At 35.9% G+C, this 18651-nt stretch carries 20 protein-coding genes; 10 read left to right on the top strand and 10 right to left on the bottom strand.

Features of this window, described 5'->3' with window-relative positions; all coding sequences use genetic code 11:
- The first annotated feature begins 136 nt into the window (after positions 1-136).
- Complete coding sequence (locus ACQ65V_RS03755) at positions 137-2353, top strand: TonB-dependent receptor (protein WP_430466928.1); 2217 nt, start codon at positions 137-139, stop codon at positions 2351-2353.
- Here ACQ65V_RS03755 and ACQ65V_RS03750 read toward each other — a convergent pair.
- On the bottom strand, positions 2350-2787 hold the full coding sequence (locus ACQ65V_RS03750) for a hypothetical protein (protein WP_155088114.1): 438 nt from the start codon (positions 2785-2787) through the stop codon (positions 2350-2352). The two genes, ACQ65V_RS03755 and ACQ65V_RS03750, sit on opposite strands and share 4 nt — an antisense overlap.
- Before the next feature lie 167 nt (positions 2788-2954).
- Between ACQ65V_RS03750 and greA the strand changes: the two genes are divergently transcribed.
- Both greA and ACQ65V_RS03740 read left to right on the top strand, forming a co-directional pair.
- Positions 2955-3428, top strand: a complete 474-nt coding sequence (gene greA / locus ACQ65V_RS03745; protein ID WP_430466927.1) for a transcription elongation factor GreA — start codon at positions 2955-2957, stop codon at positions 3426-3428.
- Between the two features lie 83 nt (positions 3429-3511).
- Positions 3512-3901: an HIT family protein gene (locus ACQ65V_RS03740; RefSeq protein ID WP_273292059.1), complete on the top strand. Its 390-nt coding sequence runs from the start codon at positions 3512-3514 to the stop codon at positions 3899-3901.
- Between the two features lies 1 nt (position 3902).
- Here the strand turns inward: ACQ65V_RS03740 and ACQ65V_RS03735 are convergent, their stop codons facing one another.
- Positions 3903-4259 (bottom strand): hypothetical protein, encoded by a 357-nt coding sequence (locus ACQ65V_RS03735; RefSeq protein WP_430466926.1) that lies wholly within the window; start codon positions 4257-4259, stop codon positions 3903-3905.
- Between the two features lie 8 nt (positions 4260-4267).
- On the bottom strand, positions 4268-5431 hold the full coding sequence (locus ACQ65V_RS03730; RefSeq protein WP_430466925.1) for a sensor histidine kinase: 1164 nt from the start codon (positions 5429-5431) through the stop codon (positions 4268-4270).
- Positions 5432-5553: 122 nt separating this feature from the next.
- Between ACQ65V_RS03730 and ACQ65V_RS03725 the strand changes: the two genes are divergently transcribed.
- The 3 genes from ACQ65V_RS03725 to aat all read left to right on the top strand — a co-directional run bounded on the left by ACQ65V_RS03725 (position 5554) and on the right by aat (position 7728).
- Positions 5554-6423 carry a flavin reductase family protein gene (locus ACQ65V_RS03725; protein WP_430466924.1) on the top strand — a complete coding sequence of 290 codons (870 nt, stop codon included), beginning with the start codon at positions 5554-5556 and terminating at the stop codon, positions 6421-6423.
- 43 nt (positions 6424-6466) lie between these two features.
- Positions 6467-6844 (top strand): DUF3127 domain-containing protein, encoded by a 378-nt coding sequence (locus ACQ65V_RS03720; protein ID WP_155088120.1) that lies wholly within the window; start codon positions 6467-6469, stop codon positions 6842-6844.
- 260 nt (positions 6845-7104) lie between these two features.
- The gene (aat, locus tag ACQ65V_RS03715; protein ID WP_430466923.1) at positions 7105-7728 is read left to right on the top strand and encodes a leucyl/phenylalanyl-tRNA--protein transferase; all 624 of its coding nucleotides are present in this window, start codon (positions 7105-7107) and stop codon (positions 7726-7728) included.
- Here aat and ACQ65V_RS03710 read toward each other — a convergent pair.
- Positions 7725-8288 carry a DNA-3-methyladenine glycosylase I gene (locus ACQ65V_RS03710; RefSeq protein WP_430466922.1) on the bottom strand — a complete coding sequence of 188 codons (564 nt, stop codon included), beginning with the start codon at positions 8286-8288 and terminating at the stop codon, positions 7725-7727. The genes aat and ACQ65V_RS03710 overlap by 4 nt on opposite strands.
- A gap of 276 nt (positions 8289-8564) precedes the next feature.
- On the opposite strand from ACQ65V_RS03710, the gene ACQ65V_RS03705 reads away from it, so the two are divergent.
- The gene (locus ACQ65V_RS03705) at positions 8565-9182 is read left to right on the top strand and encodes a thioredoxin family protein (RefSeq protein WP_430466921.1); all 618 of its coding nucleotides are present in this window, start codon (positions 8565-8567) and stop codon (positions 9180-9182) included.
- On the opposite strand, the gene ACQ65V_RS03700 is transcribed toward ACQ65V_RS03705, so the two are convergent.
- The 6 genes from ACQ65V_RS03700 to ACQ65V_RS03675 form a co-directional block, all read right to left on the bottom strand.
- Positions 9179-9928, bottom strand: a complete 750-nt coding sequence (locus tag ACQ65V_RS03700) for an energy transducer TonB family protein (protein WP_430466920.1) — start codon at positions 9926-9928, stop codon at positions 9179-9181. The genes ACQ65V_RS03705 and ACQ65V_RS03700 overlap by 4 nt on opposite strands.
- 81 nt (positions 9929-10009) lie before the next feature.
- Complete coding sequence (truB, locus tag ACQ65V_RS03695; protein ID WP_430466919.1) at positions 10010-10708, bottom strand: tRNA pseudouridine(55) synthase TruB; 699 nt, start codon at positions 10706-10708, stop codon at positions 10010-10012.
- Positions 10705-11514, bottom strand: coding sequence for an undecaprenyl-diphosphate phosphatase (locus ACQ65V_RS03690; RefSeq protein ID WP_155088126.1), 810 nt, complete (start codon positions 11512-11514; stop codon positions 10705-10707). Before ACQ65V_RS03690 ends, truB begins: the two co-directional genes overlap by 4 nt.
- Positions 11515-11570: 56 nt before the next feature.
- Positions 11571-11834 carry a DUF3098 domain-containing protein gene (locus ACQ65V_RS03685; protein ID WP_273292040.1) on the bottom strand — a complete coding sequence of 88 codons (264 nt, stop codon included), beginning with the start codon at positions 11832-11834 and terminating at the stop codon, positions 11571-11573.
- Complete coding sequence (locus ACQ65V_RS03680) at positions 11834-12193, bottom strand: hypothetical protein (RefSeq protein WP_430466918.1); 360 nt, start codon at positions 12191-12193, stop codon at positions 11834-11836. Before ACQ65V_RS03680 ends, ACQ65V_RS03685 begins: the two co-directional genes overlap by 1 nt.
- A 52-nt stretch (positions 12194-12245) precedes the next feature.
- A complete protein-coding gene (locus tag ACQ65V_RS03675; protein ID WP_430466917.1) occupies positions 12246-13124 on the bottom strand; it encodes a cell division protein FtsX in 879 nt (292 codons plus the stop codon).
- Between the two features lie 356 nt (positions 13125-13480).
- Here ACQ65V_RS03675 and ACQ65V_RS03670 point away from each other — a divergent pair, with 356 nt between their 5' ends.
- The 3 genes from ACQ65V_RS03670 to ald all read left to right on the top strand — a co-directional run bounded on the left by ACQ65V_RS03670 (position 13481) and on the right by ald (position 18573).
- On the top strand, positions 13481-14038 hold the full coding sequence (locus tag ACQ65V_RS03670; RefSeq protein ID WP_430466916.1) for a porin family protein: 558 nt from the start codon (positions 13481-13483) through the stop codon (positions 14036-14038).
- 130 nt (positions 14039-14168) lie between these two features.
- Complete coding sequence (locus ACQ65V_RS03665) at positions 14169-17237, top strand: leucine--tRNA ligase (RefSeq protein ID WP_430466915.1); 3069 nt, start codon at positions 14169-14171, stop codon at positions 17235-17237.
- A 235-nt stretch (positions 17238-17472) separates the two neighbouring features.
- On the top strand, positions 17473-18573 hold the full coding sequence (ald, locus tag ACQ65V_RS03660; protein ID WP_430466914.1) for an alanine dehydrogenase: 1101 nt from the start codon (positions 17473-17475) through the stop codon (positions 18571-18573).
- Positions 18574-18651: the final 78 nt, after the last annotated feature.

Raw genomic sequence — 18651 nt, 5'->3', positions numbered from 1 at the left:
TGCGCAGGTAATGCTGTGAAGGAATTTAACGATGACTTTGTCATGCTGAACTTGTTTCAGCATCTCATTCATCAAAAAAATCAATTATTAACAAGAATAATGACCTCTTTTTATTCGATTATAAACTTATAGTCGTATGAAAAATCTATTCAAAAATCTGCTTAAAACAAGTTGGCAGAAATCGACAATTTTCATTTTTTTATTTAGCCTTTGTTCAGCTTATGGACAAGAAAAACAACAAGACACCACAAAAGTTGAAAAACTAGACGAAGTTCTTGTAAAAGCCGTTCGTGTAACGGAAAAAGCACCAATTACACATTCTAATGTCACCAAAAAGGAAATCGCAAAGCGTAATCTAGGGCAAGATATTCCGGTTTTGTTAAACTTTTTACCTTCAGTAGTTACAACAACAGATGCTGGTGCAGGTATTGGTTATACGGGTATTAGAGTGAGAGGTGTGAGCCCGCAATCAACCAATGTTACCATAAATGGGATTCCGTATAACGATGCCGAATCTTTAGGTACGTTTTGGGTGAACCTGGGTGACTTTGCATCTTCGGTTGAAAGTTTACAGTTGCAACGTGGTGTTGGGACATCAACTAACGGATCAGGAGCATTTGGTGCGAGTATTAATGTATTGACTGACGCTGTGTCTAAAGAAGCTTCAGGTGAAATTTCTAATTCCTTCGGAAGTTATAATACCAGAAAGCATACCGTAAAGTTTAGTACGGGATTACTTAATGACCACATTGAGATAGCTGGTCGATTATCTAATATTTCATCAGACGGTTATATCGATAGAGCTTCAGCAGATTTAAAATCATATTTCTTGCAAGCGTCATACATTGATACTAATACCTTAATTAAAGCTATTGCTTTTGGTGGTAATGAAGTCACCTACCAAGCTTGGTATGGTATTGATGCAGAGACTTTAGCTAATGACCGAACTTTCAATTTTGCCGGAATCTATACAGATGATGATGGAAACACACAGTTCTACGATAATGAGGTAGATAATTACAGCCAAGACCATTACCAATTACACTGGAATCAGAAATACAACAACAATTGGTCAACAACCTTGGGCTTAAATTACACCTATGGTCGTGGCTATTTTGAGCAGTTTAGAGAGGACGATGATTTTTCAACTTATGGTTTTGAAGAATTGACTGTTGATGGAGAGACGGTTAATACTACAGATTTAATTCGTCGTCGTTGGTTAGATAATGACTTTTATGTTATTAATGCAAGTGCCAACTATAAAAATGATAAACTCGATATGATCTTCGGTGGATCATTCAGTCATTACGATGGAGACCATTTTGGCGAAGTGATTTGGGCAGAGTTTGCAAGCCAAAGTGAAATACGAGATCGTTATTACGATGGTAATAGCCTAAAGAATGATTTGTCGGTTTTTACAAAAGCCAATTACCAGTTAAACGAAAATGTGAGTTTGTACGGAGATTTACAAGTTAGGAATGTAACGTATAAAACCTTCGGAAATACATCTGATTTAGTAGATTTTGAAGTGGATAAAGATTTTACTTTTTTCAATCCAAAGGCTGGTATTACTTACGACTTAAATACGTCTAACAGCCTATATTTTTCTTATGCCAGAGCAAATAGAGAACCAAATAGAACGGATTTTGAAAGCAATCCTAATATAAAACCTGAGCAACTCAATGACTTTGAGCTCGGTTGGAGACACAAAAAAGGCAACTTTACGTTTAATGCCAACGCCTATTATATGCTGTATAACCAACAGTTGGTGCTTTCTGGACGGTTAGATGATGTTGGTAACCCAATTAGAACCAATAGTGGTGAAAGCTATCGCCTGGGATTAGAGTTAGAGGCAATTATTCCTGTAACATCTAAGCTAACGTTACAACCTAACATGACGATTAGCTCTAATAAAACTAAAGAAACCATTGTGTCCTTAAATGGAGAACTACAGAATTTAGGGAAGACAGATATTTCATTCTCGCCAGATATAGTAGCAGCGAATGCTATAGTATTTCGACCTATAGACAATCTTCAAATGTCATTATTGAGTAAATATGTGGGAGAGCAGTTTATGGGAAATACAGAAAATCCTGATTCAAAACTAGATAGTTTCTTTGTGAATGACTTTAACATCAACTACACACTTAAAACAAATTCAATTTTTGAATCTATTGTGTTTACCGGTTTGGTAAATAATATTTTTAACGAAAAATATGTGTCAAACGGTTACTTTGGTTCTTTTGATTTTGAAGATCCTAGTAGCCCAACAGGTATTTCAACTGGTTTTTTCTCTGGATTTTACCCACAGGCCACAACCAATTTTTTAATGGGGGTAACATTGAATTTTTAGTTAGAAACTACATAGGTATTATTACCAACATCATCAACCCTGTATGGCACTAACGTACAGGGTTGTGTATTTCCCTCAAGACCTAAGCCAGTTGCTAAGCTATATTGATTCTCATCATCACAACCACAAACCACAATATCACCAACCCCAGAATCTGTAAGTGTTGAACATGCGGCAGGAGCATGACTTGGGTCAGCTGCTTCCCAAGCATAAAGTGTAGATGAGTTTAAGCGCCAAAGCCATATACCATTGTTGCCTTGTCCGGAAACGTAAACACCATTACCAGGAAACTGTAATTGATTAAACTGTGGTAAATTAGTATTAACAGTGAGGTTAACTCCAGCATCAAATAAGAAGTTACAATTGCTTCTTGCGCTGTCATCGCTATTGCATGTAAATAAGAGTATAGAAAGGATAATAAGTAGCTTTTTCATTACAAAATTTTGAGGCTCAATTTACGATTATTTCAGCTATACCGTAAATATTTTATATATTTGCATAGTAATCTCGTTGGCGCGGGATTTTTTCGTTAGTCCCGAACTTGTTTCGGGATCTTTTTTAGATATAGCACAAGAGATTACAATAGTTAAACGAATGAATTATGAGTAAAGTATCTTATTACACAGCTGAAGGACTAAAAAAATTAAGAGAAGAACTAAATCATCTTAAAGATGTAGAACGTCCTAAAGCATCACAGGCGATTGCCGAGGCAAGAGATAAAGGTGATTTAAGTGAAAATGCAGAATACGATGCTGCCAAGGAAGCACAGGGAATGTTAGAAATGAAAATTTCTAAGATGGAAGAAACTCTGGCAAATGCTCGTGTTATTGACGAATCTCAGTTAGACACTTCTAAGGTGTTAGCGCTTTCAAAAGTTAAGATAAAGAACCAAACCAATGGTATGGAAATGACTTATACCTTAGTTGCAGAAAGCGAAGCGGATTTAGCTGCAGGCAAGATTTCGGTAAATTCGCCAATTGGTAAAGGTTTATTGGGTAAATCTGTTGGTGACACCGCAGAAATACAAGTGCCTAGCGGAATTATGAAATTTGATATTTTAGAAATTTCGAGATAAACTAAAGACAATTTAAATGCTTATAGTAAAAAGATTCCTTTCTCAAGGAATCTTTTTATCTTTATAAGATATTCTTAAAAGAAATGGCTACACTTTTCACAAAAATCATAAATGGCGAAATCCCATCTTACAAAGTGGCAGAGACACAAGATTTCTATGCTTTTTTAGATATAAATCCAAATTCAAAAGGTCATACACTTTGTATTCCAAAAAAAGAGATCGACAAAATTTTTGATTTAGATGAAGAGACTTACACTGGTTTAATGCAATTTTCGAGACGAGTGGCTATAGCTATTGAAAAAGCTATACCATGTCAACGTGTAGGTATGTCGGTTATTGGGTTAGAGGTTCCGCATGTACATGTCCACTTAATTCCACTACATACCATGGAAAATGCACGCTTTACACATAAGGAAAAATTAACTTCGGAAGAGTTTGAAACTATAGCCAATAAAATAGCTTCCTTCTTGTAATTTAAAAAGAAATTACATCAGTCATCACCAATACAATCAGTGCTAAAATAAGTATATCCAATAAGATAATAACCCAAGCTAAAGGCTTTAGTTTTATTGATTTTGATTTGGGCTGCACTGCACGTTGTTGATATTCAACAACACGTTCTATATCATCTGTCCATCGCACAGGAAATATTGCTGTATTACAATTATTACAGTACATTTCGTGTGAGGTTTCAGTAGTTATAGCTTTATAAAACGCATTTTCTTTAAACTTTTGCTTAAAAGTAATTTCTAAACCATCATTAGAATAACATTCTGGACAATTGTTATTGAGTCTAGCCTCTTTTAGCGTAAAGAATTTTGTCGTAGCCATACCTAAAGTTAAGACAATAATTTTAAACTAATCTGAATGGTGGTGCCTTTACCAATTTCAGAATGAAGAACTTTTATCTTTCCGTTATGATAATCTTCAACAATCCTTTTGGCTAACGATAGCCCAAGTCCCCAACCACGTTTTTTTGTAGTATAACCAGGCTCAAAAATTTTAGTAAACTGATGTTTGGCAATACCTTTTCCTGTATCGGAAATATCAATTAAAACGTTTTTATCAGTTTGTGAAATTTTCAGCTTTAAATCCCCTTTGCCCTTCATAGCATCAATGGCATTTTTTACCAAATTCTCAATAGTCCAACTGTAGAGTTGTGGATTTACATTTACGATAATTTCATTATCTGGGCTTTCAATATAAAAGTTAATAAGTTTAGAAGATCTCGATTTTAAATAATCATACGAAGACTCTGTGAGCTTAACAATATCCAACCTTTCTAAAGTAGGAGCGGAGCCTATCTTGCTAAAGCGCTCTGTAATGGTCTGTAAGCGATCGATGTCTTTTTCTATTTCCGAAATATACTCTGCATTTACATTTTCTGTTTTCAAAATTTCTGTCCAACCCACAAGCGATGATAATGGAGTTCCTATTTGATGTGCCGTTTCCTTGGCCATTCCTGTCCACAATTTATTCTGCTCCGCGTTTTTAGAACTTCGATAAAAGAAATAGACCACAGCAGCAAAAAGAAGTATAATGAGCAATAAAGCCAGTGGATAGTATTTCAATTTGTTAAGTAGCGGTGAATTGCCATAATATATGGTTTGAAACACTTTGTTATTAACAATAACTTTAATAGGCTCATTCTCGCTTGTGAATTTATTAACCAAGTTTTGTATTTGAAGAGAATCTTGAAGTTTTTCCTCATCAATATTAATAGAGGTACTTACCTTACCTTCTTCGTCTAAGACCAGCATTGGTGTGCTGGTTGTGGTCTCGGTGAGAACGTGGGAAGTGACTTCATTTACATCTTCAGTGAGGTCATCAATATTTTTCAATAAGTCAATTTGGGCAACCGACCAGGTTTTTATTTTTATTCGCTCTTCGGCCTTAAATTTTTGAAAAAAGGAATAGGTGTTCCAGAGAATAAGGGAAATAATGATAAACGAAGACAATATAATAATCCAGCGAGCTACATTTCTTTCTAAGCTTAGGTTCATTGGCTAGTGCAATTTCTTTTTAATATAATGTAAAACTGTTGATAATATTGTACTGATATACATGCCAAACACTTTCATCAGCGAACCAATATAATTATATTTGTTGAAAATCAGTTGACTGCATGCTATCTTTTGATCCCAAAGACCTTTCTACAGGCAGATTACACGGTTATTTGTTGAGTGCTGTAGCGCCAAGACCTATTGCGTTTGCAAGTACTATTGATGCTAATGGCAATCCAAATTTATCGCCATTTAGTTTCTTTAATGTCTTTAGTGCCAATCCACCAATAATGATATTTTCTCCTGCGCGACGTGTTAGGGATAATACCACAAAGCATACCTTGGAAAATGTTGAAGCGGTAAAAGAAGTGGTCATTAATGTTGTTAACTATGATATTGTACATCAAATGTCATTGAGCAGTACCGAGTACCCTAAGGATATCAATGAGTTTGAAAAAGCAGGATTAACTATGTTGCCTTCCGATAAAGTGAAACCTTTTAGAGTAGCAGAATCTCCGGTACAGTTTGAATGTAAGGTCAATGAGATTGTTAATTTAGGTACTGAAGGTGGTGCAGGAAATTTGATAATATGCGAAGTGGTTAAACTTCATATATCAGATGAAGTTATGAATGCCGATAGTACTATAAATCAAGAAGCATTGGATTTAGTAGCGAGAGCTGGTGGCAGTTATTACAGCAGGGCAAAACGAGGCTTTTTCGAAATTCCAAAACCATTGAGAACTATGGGAATTGGTGTTGATGCATTACCAGAAGATGTTAGAAATAGTATGATTTTAACAGGGAATAACCTAGGCATGTTGGCTAATGTAGAAACTTTGCCAAACAAAGAGGAAGTAACAAAATTTATTGCAAATATAAGTGAGCGCTATCCCGAAATTAAAACAGCCTCACATAGAAGAAAGCATAAATTAGCTCAAAATTATTTGAGTTATGGAGACGTAGAAAGTGCATGGAAGTTATTACTTTCGTAAACTCAAAGAAAATAAACATAAAATAATTATAGATTAAGCAAAAATGGAAGTACAAGGACGTATTAAGATGATTGGAGAGACCCAAACTTTTGGAAGTAACGGATTTAGAAAAAGAGAAGTTGTAGTAACAACAGAAGAGCAATATCCACAACATATTATGGTGGAATTTGTCCAGGATAAGACGGACTTATTGAACAATTTCCAAGTAGGACAACAGGTTAAAATTAACATTAACCTAAGAGGCCGTGAGTGGGTAAATCCTCAAGGAGAAACAAAATACTTTAACTCTATACAAGGGTGGAGAATTGAAGCTTTACAGCCAGAAGCGGCAAGTGGTGATATGCCACCAGTACCACCAACTGAAGCTTTTGAGCCAGTGAGTGATTTAAATGAAGACGATCATGATGATTTACCGTTTTAATTAAAAAAACGCAATGATTATAAAAAAGACTTGTTTCTCTTGAAACGAGTCTTTTTTGTTTTAAAATGAAAAAGTCCCAATGGTTAGTTGGGACTTAGTATTGTGGTTTTAGGTTTTGACCTTTACAAACAAACTTAAAAAAAAGCAATGATGAACAAAAATTTATTACATAAAGGTCGAGCCAAATATCTATAAAATTCTTATACTATCAAAACACAAATCCTTATTTAACAGTAAAAAATCGCTTAAAAGCATATTTTATGCACTTTTTGACACAAAAAATAGAATTTCCCGATGTTTCAAAAGCCTCTGCAGATGGGTTATTGGCCATTGGTGGTGATTTATCTACAGAACGATTGATACATGCATATTCCCATGGTATCTTCCCTTGGTTTGAAGCTGAAGAACCACTGCTTTGGTGGTCACCAGACCCAAGATTTGTGCTTTTTCCTAAAGATTTAAAAGTGTCAAAGAGTACGCGACAAGTACTTAAAAAGAATCTTTTTAGTGTTACTGTGAACAAAGATTTCAATGCTGTAATCGCTCAATGTTCCAATACAAAAAGAAAAGGACAGTTAGGGACTTGGATAACCAAGGATATGATAGAGGCTTATAAAAAATTGCACCAATTGGGTTATGCAAAGTCTGTAGAAGTGTGGCAAAACGATGAATTGGTTGGTGGTTTGTATGGTGTGGACTTAGGAAATGATGTCTTCTGTGGAGAAAGCATGTTCGCTAAAGTGAGTAATGCCAGTAAGGTCGGATTTATAACCTTTGTTCAGAATTCTGACTATAAATTAATCGATTGCCAATTGCACACCAAACATCTAGAAAGTTTAGGAGGAAAGCATATTTTGAGGCAAGAATTTCTGAAATACCTTTAGACCTCATTATATCTAAAACAAGATACTTCATGGTCATTCACCATGCCTGTAGCTTGCATGTGCGCATAAACAACTGTAGTGCCCACAAACTTGAAGCCACGCTTTTTTAAATCCTTACTTATTTTATCACTTAGAGGTGTATTGGCTGGAGCGTTTTTGTAGTCCTTAAAACTATTTTTAATGGGTTTACCATCTACAAAGTCCCATATGTATTTTGAAAATGAACCAAATTCATCTTGAATTTTCATAAATGCCTGGGCATTGGTAACCGTAGCGTTTACTTTCAGTTTGTTTCTTATAATACCTTTATCTTGAAGTAGTTCATCAACTTTAGGCTGTTGGTACTTGGCTATTTTCTTGTAATTAAAATTATCAAAAGCCTTCCTGAAATTTTCACGCTTTCTTAAAACGGTAATCCAACTTAAACCTGCTTGAAAGGTCTCTAAGGTTAAAAACTCAAATAGCGTATCGTCATCATAAACTGGAACTCCCCATTCTTCATCATGATAAGCTTCATAAAGTGGATCACCAACGCACCAACCGCATCTATGCTTTTCCATTTTGTTTTTTTTCTAAGTAATAAATTAATGTTGTAATAAATGAAACAATAACGAAAAGAATCCTAAACCAACCATAAAAATTAGAACGGTTTGTCGGATAACCTTCAAAATAATGAAGCCTTTCAATAATTAATGCAATAATCCATCCAATTAAACAGACTATTTGAATGATAAAAAATATTCGTCGCCGTTTATTCATTGTAAGTTTTCTGTTTATTTCATACTAAGGTAACAACTGTCACATAAAATATGGCAAGTCAGCCTTAAATTTGCAATATGAAAGTAAATGAATTATCAGTGGTCAACGAAATTATTTCAAAAAGCCTTAAAAAAAGTATTTCTTATCCTCAATATAGAGCACTCGTTGCTGAATTAGTGCAGAAACATTCTACTACTGGAAACGAAAAAACAGAAGCCTTAATTAACTATACCATGCTAAATGACAGACGCATGAAACGCTGGGATAAAACGGTTAAGCTATCTAACGAAGCAAAAACCAAGATCAAAAGCTTTGGCAACAAAGTAACTTGGTTAGTGATTACTGAGAGCTGGTGTGGTGATGCAGCGCATATTATGCCAGTAATCCATAAAGTAGCTGAGCTAAATGACAATATTGATTACAGAATTGTATTGCGTGATGATAATGTGGAATTGATGGATCTATTCTTAACCAATGGTGCGCGAGCAATCCCTAAACTTATTATGATTGATAATGAATCTAAAGAAGTGCTTGATACCTTTGGAGCAAGACCGTCAGTAGCTACTGAAATGGTACAGGCTTACAAAAAAGAACACGGAATGTTAACACCAGAATTTAAAGAAGATTTACAGCGTTGGTACAATAAGGATAAGGGGCAATCAACAATTGAAGATTTGTTGAAGTTATTAACCTAATTTTTCCCTCTAAATCGAAACGTAATAGTACCAATTTGCTTCGTTTTACTGGAGGAGTCAAATCTAACATCCTTAGCATACTCCAAAGCATGTTCTATTAAGCATTGATTTCTGGAGCTAGAAGATCCGTTAATTGATGCATCTGTTACTTTACCTTTTCCATTTACCTCAATATTAACCACTATTCTACCGCCTTTTTCGCACAAGTAGCGTGGAATGTCATAGGCTTGCATCACTCTGCCAATTAAGGAGTAGGTTAGCGTACTTTTGCTTTTGGCATGTTCGTCAGCTGTTTTTTTGTTTTCTAAACGTTTATTAAGCTCTTCCTGTAGCTTTTTGTAAGATTCGGTTTCATCCGAGTTTAGAGCATAAGCGTTATTGTTAGCATAAGACTTGTTTACACTATTTTCTTCTAATACTTCATTGGCTTTAGCTTCTTCCAAAGCTTTCGTGGTGCGTTCAAAATCATTAGAACTGACGGTTTTAAAGTTACGCATCATGTCCTTGTATTCCTGGTCTTCGTTAAACGCTTTATTGGTAGAAGGTGCGTTAGGATCTTCAAAATTTTCAAGTTCTTGTTCAGTTAGCTTTTCCTCAGGTAGTTCTGGCTCTGGTTCTAACTCATAATAGCTTTCGGTAATGAGATCTCCTTGTTGTTTTAGTTGAATACTGAACATAGCGAGAACCACAGTTCCTGTAATAAGAAACGTGATTATAGCGGCTTTATATTGTTCAATTAGCTTCAAATGTGGTTTAAATTTCTAGTATTTAGATATACGAATATAACAATGAAAAAGTTTAGATAGGTATCATAAACCCTTGTTAAATCATATTTTCTTGGGAAGTGAGGCAATAAAATCCTCTGGACTCAAGGCATTTTCAACCTTAAATTCACCAATACGTGTTCGTCGTAACTCAGACAAATGTGCACCAGAATTTAATGCTTTTCCGAAGTCGTGCGCCAAAGAACGAATGTAGGTGCCTTTGCTACAAACCACTCTAAAATTTAGTTCTGAACCTTTAATTTCAGTGATTTCAAACTCAGTGATTTCGACTTGTCGTGATTTAATTTCAACCGCTTCGCCAGCTCTGGCAAATTCATACAAACGCTTCCCATCTTTCTTAATGGCAGAAAAAACCGGAGGAAACTGCTCAATTTTACCAATAAATTGTTTGGTGGTCTCGTGGATGAGGTCTTCAGAAATATGTGCCGTAGGGAAAGTCGCATCTATTTCAGTTTCCAAATCATAGGATGGAGTAGTGCTCCCTAAAACAAAAGTCCCAGTATATTCTTTTTCCTGACCTTGAAAAGTATTGATTTGCTTGGTCATTTTACCTGTACAGATTACCAATAATCCCGTTGCTAAGGGATCTAATGTCCCAGCATGTCCAACTTTTATTTTTTTAATGGAAAAAGCTTGTTTAATAGCCCAGCGCAACTTGTTAACAGCCTGAAAAGACGTCCAGGTTAGTGGCTTATCAATCAGTAGGATTTGACCGTTTTTGAAATCGTCTAGTGTTTTCATTTAAAGAATATCGTCCAGATTATCGCAATAATACCAACAATAACACAGTAAATAGCAAAGTAGGTCAATTTACTTTGCTTAACGAGCTTTATCATCCAAGTACAAGCAAATAAACCAGATATAAATGCAGCAATAAAACCAACACTTAAATAAGTGAAATTAGTACTAGTATAATCAATCTGGCCTTCTAAAACATCCTTGGCAATTTTTCCAAAGATCAGTGGAATAACCATTAAGAATGAAAACCGTGCCGCTTTGGTTTTATCAATTCCCAATAATACCGAAGTAGAAATCGTTGCGCCAGAGCGCGAAATACCTGGTAACATGGCTATACCTTGTGCAACACCAATGATTAAGGCATCGAGTAAACCTACTTTTTTATGTGTTCGCTTTGCTCTATCCGCTAGGAATAAGAGTACAGCTGTAACAATAAGCATGCAGCCTACCAGTAGAATATTGTTACCGAAAAGTTCTTCAAAAACACGTTCGTATCTATAACCAATGATAACAGCAGGTAGCATTGAAATAATGATTTTAGCAGAAAATTTCGTCTCTTCAGTCCAAGTTAATGTAGTGATACCTTTAAAAAGGCCACTCAATATTTCGACAACGTCCTTTCTAAAGATAACGATGGTACTTAAAGCGGTTGCAAAATGTAGAATTACGGTAAACAATAAACTTTCTTGAGGTAAGGATTTGCTGCCTAGAATAGCTTTACCAAGTTCTAAGTGTCCACTGGACGATACTGGCAAAAACTCTGTAAGGCCTTGAATAATTCCTAAAATGACCGCATCTAAAATCTCCATGAGGTAAAAGTATCACATCGTGTTTTGATGTGCGTCAAAAGTAAGTAAAAAGAATGTTATTTTTTTGAGCCTTTATTCGGGTTTAAAAGTATAGCATATACCTGAATGCCAAAACCGATTAAAACAAGTGTTGGTGCCAGACGAATACGTCTCCAGCTAAAGATTGATGGGTCAAAAACATTTGGGTCATCACTGCCACCACCAGCCATAAGGATAAAGCCGATAACAATACATGCCAATCCTATAAGCATAAACTTGTAGTTCTTCTTCCCGAAGATGAATTCAGTTTTAGACTGTTCTTTACGTTTTTTTTCTCCCATCAGTTATCAAATTCTGTATAAAGGATATGGTCTTCAATAGCCAATTGCGCTATGTGCTTAGAAGGCCCATAAATCATTTTTGGTAAGTGCAAAGTAACGGTTTTATTTAAAACTTTTGCGTTAAGAGAATCTAAATTTAGACCAGATTCTATCCCTCGGTTGATGTAATACGTTTTGCCTTTATCGGTTTTAAATTGAATGTCATAGGTTGGTCCGGCTCTGAGTGCAGTGATTTTTACAGTCACTATTTCACAATTTTTGGCTTTTGGATTGTAAATCACACAAGACTTGAAAAACAATAGCGGTAAGAGTACTACTATAACCAAAATAATGAGGAGGTTTCTAACTGGACGGCTCATATAGGATGGTTTAAAACCTTAACGAGATTAAAAATAATTTATTTCCTAACAGCTAATAATACAACTGATCTGTCTTCAAATTCAAAAAGCGTTGTGTAGCTATAAAAGTACTGATCCAGGTAATAATGACACCCAACAAGAAAACACCAACAAACAGTGCAACAATCATTACGGTGTTTCTTAATAGCTCTAATTCTGGAAACGTTATATCTAAATAATACAATACTACTGCCATGCCTATCAACGCCACAATAGCTCCGATGATTCCAAGTTGAACACTCTTCCAAACAAAAGGCCTGCGGATAAAACTCTTGGTGGCGCCAACCATTTGCATCGTTTTAATGATAAAACGCTTAGAGTAAACGGCTAATCTAATGGAGCTGTTAATCAACAACACGGCAATGAGCGTAAATAGCCCGCTGATGACCAAAACCCAAAACGATATTTTCTTTACGTTATCATTCATCAGTTCTACCAAGTCGTTATCGTATCTTATTTCTTCTATAAAGGTTTTGTTAGAAAGGCTTTCGGTAATTTCTGTCAATTGTTCAGTAGTGACAAAATCAGCTTTTAGGTAAACATCAATAGAATTTTTTAAAGGATTGTAACCCACAAAATCCATAAAGTCCTCACCAGTTTCAGCTTTCATCAGTTCTGCAGCTTCTTCCTTAGACACATATTTTGCTTCCTTGGTATAATCTGCCATGGCCAAACTTTTCTTTAGTTGGTTGACTTCAACCTCCTTGGCAGTATCGTTGAGATAGATGGTCATGACTACCTGCTCCTTAAAATGATCGGCCACTTTCTTGGAGTTTATCACCAATAAACCCAAGCAACCTAAAAGAAACAAAACCAAAGCAATACTTATCACTACGGAGATGTAGGATGAAATTAATTTTCGCTTTTGGTATTTGTCAAAAGATGATGCCATATGAATAGGATTAATTGCGTAAAAATAAAAAACAATGACAATAAAACTTCAAAAGATGTCAGTCTTTTGATAACATTAAAATTGTCATTCCCGTTAAAACGGGAAACTTTTAAAAATTCCGAAAACTACAATGAGTTCTAAAGCTTTATTTTATTGATGTTATTACAACGTTTAGTTTTTTATTGTGTTGTAGAATAATGGAAATTGGTCTAAAAAATAAATGTATTCAGTAACTATTTTGTAGTCAAAAAACTATAAAGTCGATTTTGTTTTTCTGAAAAATTTTAGCGTTTTCAATTGGTTAATGGCATAGTTGTTGAAAAATCCTGAACTATAAATTTAAAATCAAATCAATTATGAAAAAACTACTCTTTGCCATAGCATTTACCGCTATCGGATTTACCCAACACACCAATGCCCAAGACGTTACTTTTGGAGCTAAAGCAGGACTCAACGTTTCAAATTTCTCTGGAGGAGATGCCGACAGAAATAGCTTAATAGGCTTTCATGTTGGTGCCGTTTCCGAAATTTCCTTAAACGAACGATTTTCACTTCAGCCAGAACTTTTATATTCTAGACAAGGTTCAGAAGCTCAAGATGTTGTGAAGATTAAATTAGATTATTTGGCTATTCCTATAATGGCAAAATACTATTTGGCTGATGACTTTAGTATAGAAGTTGGCCCACAATTCTCTTTTTTGGTGAATGACAAAGGCGAGTATATAGACAGCGATTTGCCAGATGAAGATACAGATGCCGAAAGTTTTGATATCGGTGCCAATGTAGGCTTAGGTTATAACATCAGCTCAGATATTTTTGTGCAGGCACGTTATAATTTTGGTATTTCTACGGTCGCAGAAAATCCAGATATTAAGAACAGCGTATTTCAATTGTCTTTAGGATATAAATTCTAAATCAGTTATGTCATATATACCAAAAAGGACCTTTATTTTAGGTGCTTTTTCAACTTAATAACTTCTGTAACTTATAGGCTATTTGACAAGTAAAGTTTAAATTTGCACCTTATTTCAAGGAAAAACTGTGATGCGATACAATTTCAACGACATTGAAAAAAAGTGGCAAGACTACTGGGCAAAAAACCAAACCTTTAAGGCTGAAAACCATTCAGACAAACCTAAATATTATGTATTAGACATGTTCCCTTATCCAAGTGGAGCAGGTTTGCATGTTGGGCATCCGTTAGGTTACATTGCCAGTGATATTTATGCGCGCTATAAACGCCATAAAGGATTCAATGTGTTGCATCCGCAAGGTTACGATTCTTTTGGCTTACCTGCTGAGCAATATGCTATACAAACTGGTCAGCATCCTCGTATTACCACGGAAGAAAATATAAAAACCTACCGTCGTCAATTAGATCAAATCGGATTTTCTTTTGATTGGAGTAGAGAAGTGCGTACCTCAGACCCTAACTATTACAAATGGACACAATGGATTTTTATTCAGTTGTTTGAGTCGTGGTACAACTATGATTCCAATAAAGCAGAATCTATTGATACCTTAATAGAAAAGTTTAATGCTGAAGGAAATACAAACGTAAAAGCAGCTTGTGATGATGACGTGGAAACCTTTACTGCTGAAGTATGGAAAGCCTATTCAGATGTTGAAAAACAAGAAATTCTATTAAAATACAGACTGACCTATTTAGCAGAAACCGAAGTGAACTGGTGTCCAGCATTAGGAACGGTATTAGCGAATGACGAAATCGTAAATGGTGTTTCAGAGCGTGGTGGTCATCCAGTCATTAGAAAAAAGATGACGCAATGGAGTATGCGTATTTCTGCCTATGCAGAACGATTACTTCAAGGCTTAGAAACTATCGATTGGACGGACGCCCTAAAAGACATACAACGCAACTGGATTGGTAAATCGGTTGGAGCAAGTGTCTCGTTTAATGTCATTGCGAACCACGAGGAACGAAGTGGGAAGCAATCTGCCACCTCTGAAAATCCGGTTATTGATGTTTTCACTACGCGTCCTGACACCATCTTCGGAGTGTCATTTATGACACTAGCTCCAGAACACGAACTCGTATCACAAATCACAACTCCAGAACAAAAAGCTGAGGTTGAAGCCTATGTTGAAGCTACTGCAAAACGTAGCGAACGCGACCGTATGGCAGATGTAAAAACCATTTCTGGTGTGTTTACGGGAGCTTATGCCGAGCATCCTTTTACTAAAGAACCGATTCCGATTTGGATCGGTGATTACGTATTAGCAAGCTACGGCACAGGAGCTGTGATGTCAGTACCATGTGGTGATCAACGCGATTATGATTTTGCCAAGCATTTTGGTATCGCTATTCCTAATATTTTTGAAGGAGTGGATATTTCTGAAGAAGCTTTTGCAGATAAAGAAAAAACCATCATCACCAATAGCGATTTCTTAAACGGAATGACCTATAAAAAAGCAACTAAACGCGCCATTTATGAGTTAGAGCAAATAGGTCAAGGTGAAGGAAAAACCAATTATAGGTTGCGTGATGCGGTTTTTTCAAGACAGCGATATTGGGGCGAACCGTTCCCTGTATATTATGTGGATGGCATGCCACAGATGATAGACACAGAACATCTGCCATTAACTCTTCCAGAAGTTGAAAAATACTTACCAACCGAAACAGGCGAGCCACCTTTAGGTAACGCTACAAAATGGGCTTGGGATACTGCATCTAACACCGTTGTAGATAACGATAGAATAGATCACAAAACCGTGTTTCCATTAGAGTTGAATACCATGCCAGGTTGGGCAGGTAGCTCACAGTACTTTAACCGCTATATGGATCCGCATAATGATGAGGAAATCTTTTCGCAAGAAGCCATCAATTATTGGGAGCAAGTGGACTTATACATTGGTGGAAGCGAGCATGCCACAGGGCATTTACTCTACGCACGCTTTTGGCAAAAGTTTATGTTCGATAAAGGTTTAGTGCCTGTTGATGAGTTTGCTAAAAAATTGATTAACCAAGGGATGATATTGGGGACGAGTGCTTTTGTTTATAGAGCCGCGCCTGTTTTTTCAGATGATGATGGGACAATACCTCTAGGTGGTGTTATTTTTTTTGTTTCTAAAGGGCAAATTAAGGATGGTAAAATCCAAAATGAAAACATAAGTTTTATAGTAAAAGATCGTTGGAAAAAATTTGTTGATTCATGTATTTCAGAAGGTGAAAAGTATGAAAAGTTTAAGGCTTTAATGGATAAAATAGATAATGGTGACATTTGGATAAATACCAATCTTAGTCATATGCAAATATCTCATGCTGATGTATCTTTCGTAAATAGTTCAGATGAATTAGATGTCAATGCATTTAGAAAATGGCGTCCTGAACATGAGAACGCAGTATTTATTGGGGAAAATGGGGAAATTATTGACGGTAATAACGATGTATATAAAGTAGGTCGCGATGTCGAAAAAATGTCAAAATCCAAATACAACGTGGTAAATCCAGATAGTATTTGCGAAGATTACGGAGCAGACAGCCTAAGACTCTACGAAATGTTCCTTGGACCATTAGAGCAATACAAACCTTGGAATACAGCTGGTATAACAGGTGTACACGGTTTCCTTAAAAAACTTTGGAAATTGTATGTTGGTGAAGACGGCTTAAATGTCAATGATACCGAGCCAACTAAGGACAACTTAAAGACTTTACATAAAACCATAAAAAAAGTAGAGGAAGATATTGAGAACTTCTCTTTCAATACATCGGTTTCAACCTTTATGATTGCTGTTAACGAGTTAACTGCACAGAAGTGTACAAGTAAGGAAATACTAGAGCCTCTATTGGTTTTAATTTCACCTTACGCTCCACATATTGCTGAGGAACTCTGGGAAAAATTAGGGCATTCAGAATCGATTTCTACAGCACCTTTCCCAAAATTTGAGGAAAAGTACTTGGTAGAAAGTAGTAAAGAATATCCGATTTCATTTAACGGTAAAATGCGTTTTACTATGGAGTTACCGTTGGATTTATCTAAGGACGAAATTGAAGCTGCAGTAATGGCAAATGACAAAACCAAAGCCCAATTAGATGGTCGCACACCTAAAAAGGTAATTGTGGTTCCTGGTAAGATTGTAAATATTGTGGGATAGCGTTATACTTTGGTAACCAAATACAAATGACTTTCCGATTTTCACTTCATCGAAACTTTAATGCATTCGTCTATTGCTGTATTTGTTTGAAAACGTGTTAGTTATTGTTAATTCTTTAAAATAAGGACTTCAAAATAATAATTCCATAAAAATACGTTCAGAATTCCACTCAAATTTGGATAGTTGAAATTTTTAATAGTATTTCATAACGCTATTAACCTCAAAATCAATTATCATGAAAATTGGAGTCCCAAAAGAAATCAAGAACAATGAAAGCCGTGTTGGTATGACACCAGCCGGAGTTTACGAACTTATCAAAAACAATCACACCGTTTATGTACAAAAAGACGCTGGCTTCGGAAGCGGATTTTTTGACGAGGACTATAAAGAGGTTGGAGCCATAGTTTTAGATACTATTGAAGGTGTTTACGGTGCTGCGGAAATGATTGTAAAAGTGAAGGAGCCTATTGCAGAGGAATATCCTTTAATTAAGTCACACCACGTGGTATTTACCTATTTCCATTTTGCATCAAGCGAGCCATTGACAAAAGCCATGCTAAAAAGTGAAGCGGTATGTATCGCTTACGAAACTGTAGAAGACGAAGATGGCAGCTTACCATTATTAACACCAATGTCTGAATTAGCTGGTCGAATGGCCATCCAACAAGGAGCAAAATACCTCGAGAAACCGATAAAAGGCCGTGGAGTTCTGTTAGGCGGAGTACCAGGAGTACCACCTGGAAAAGTATTGGTATTAGGTGCAGGTGTGGTTGGAATCCAGGCTGCGAAGATGGCAGCAGGTTTAGGTGCACATGTTACCATTATGGATATTAATATGAAACAATTGCGCTATGTTAATGATGTGATGCCAAGTCATGTCGTTACTGAATTTTCTAGCGAATACAATATTAGAAAACGAATTAAAGACCACGATTTAATTATTGGAGGTGTTTTGCTAAAAGGCGCAAAAGCTCCAAAGTTAATCTCAAAAGATATGTTAAAGGAGATGCGACCTGGAACCGTTTTAGTTGATGTTGCCGTGGATCAAGGTGGTTGTATTGAAACATCCAAACCAACAACACATGAAAACCCGACTTATATTATAGATGATGTTGTGCACTATTGTGTTGCCAATATGCCAGGTGCAGTGCCTTACACTTCTACGCTTGCATTAACCAACGTTACGTTACCATACGTACTTAGATTGGCAAATCAAGGTTGGGAAGTCGCTTGTGCCAAGGATGCATCCCTAAGAAAAGGTCTTAATATTGTAAAAGGCAAGATTGTATATGAAGAAATTGCAGAAGCCTTCAACTGGACAGTTGATGCCATGTAAACCAATAAAACTGACATAATTTCTTAACTTTAGTTTGGCGCACTATTTGCTATTCATTTACTAAATTTACATTTTAAA

This window comes from Winogradskyella ouciana, assembly GCF_965284585.1.
Taxonomy (GTDB): domain Bacteria; phylum Bacteroidota; class Bacteroidia; order Flavobacteriales; family Flavobacteriaceae; genus Winogradskyella; species Winogradskyella ouciana.
Note: the sequence above shows the minus strand (reverse complement) of the source record. Positions and strands in the feature narration are given on the sequence as shown.

Coding starts and splice junctions, on each gene's coding strand:
- ACQ65V_RS03735 (WP_430466926.1), bottom strand. CDS start 4,259: ATGGCTACGACAAAATTCTTTACGCTAAAAGAGGCTAGACTCAATAAC.
- ACQ65V_RS03730 (WP_430466925.1), bottom strand. CDS start 5,431: ATGAACCTAAGCTTAGAAAGAAATGTAGCTCGCTGGATTATTATATTG.
- ACQ65V_RS03670 (WP_430466916.1), top strand. CDS start 13,481: ATGAAAAAACTACTCTTTGCCATAGCATTTACCGCTATCGGATTTACC.
- ACQ65V_RS03720 (WP_155088120.1), top strand. CDS start 6,467: ATGGAAGTACAAGGACGTATTAAGATGATTGGAGAGACCCAAACTTTT.
- aat (WP_430466923.1), top strand. CDS start 7,105: ATGCACTTTTTGACACAAAAAATAGAATTTCCCGATGTTTCAAAAGCC.
- ACQ65V_RS03725 (WP_430466924.1), top strand. CDS start 5,554: ATGCTATCTTTTGATCCCAAAGACCTTTCTACAGGCAGATTACACGGT.
- ACQ65V_RS03675 (WP_430466917.1), bottom strand. CDS start 13,124: ATGGCATCATCTTTTGACAAATACCAAAAGCGAAAATTAATTTCATCC.
- ACQ65V_RS03710 (WP_430466922.1), bottom strand. CDS start 8,288: ATGGAAAAGCATAGATGCGGTTGGTGCGTTGGTGATCCACTTTATGAA.
- ACQ65V_RS03755 (WP_430466928.1), top strand. CDS start 137: ATGAAAAATCTATTCAAAAATCTGCTTAAAACAAGTTGGCAGAAATCG.
- ACQ65V_RS03665 (WP_430466915.1), top strand. CDS start 14,169: ATGCGATACAATTTCAACGACATTGAAAAAAAGTGGCAAGACTACTGG.
- ald (WP_430466914.1), top strand. CDS start 17,473: ATGAAAATTGGAGTCCCAAAAGAAATCAAGAACAATGAAAGCCGTGTT.
- ACQ65V_RS03750 (WP_155088114.1), bottom strand. CDS start 2,787: ATGAAAAAGCTACTTATTATCCTTTCTATACTCTTATTTACATGCAAT.
- ACQ65V_RS03680 (WP_430466918.1), bottom strand. CDS start 12,193: ATGAGCCGTCCAGTTAGAAACCTCCTCATTATTTTGGTTATAGTAGTA.
- ACQ65V_RS03690 (WP_155088126.1), bottom strand. CDS start 11,514: ATGGAGATTTTAGATGCGGTCATTTTAGGAATTATTCAAGGCCTTACA.
- truB (WP_430466919.1), bottom strand. CDS start 10,708: ATGAAAACACTAGACGATTTCAAAAACGGTCAAATCCTACTGATTGAT.
- greA (WP_430466927.1), top strand. CDS start 2,955: ATGAGTAAAGTATCTTATTACACAGCTGAAGGACTAAAAAAATTAAGA.
- ACQ65V_RS03685 (WP_273292040.1), bottom strand. CDS start 11,834: ATGGGAGAAAAAAAACGTAAAGAACAGTCTAAAACTGAATTCATCTTC.
- ACQ65V_RS03740 (WP_273292059.1), top strand. CDS start 3,512: ATGGCTACACTTTTCACAAAAATCATAAATGGCGAAATCCCATCTTAC.
- ACQ65V_RS03705 (WP_430466921.1), top strand. CDS start 8,565: ATGAAAGTAAATGAATTATCAGTGGTCAACGAAATTATTTCAAAAAGC.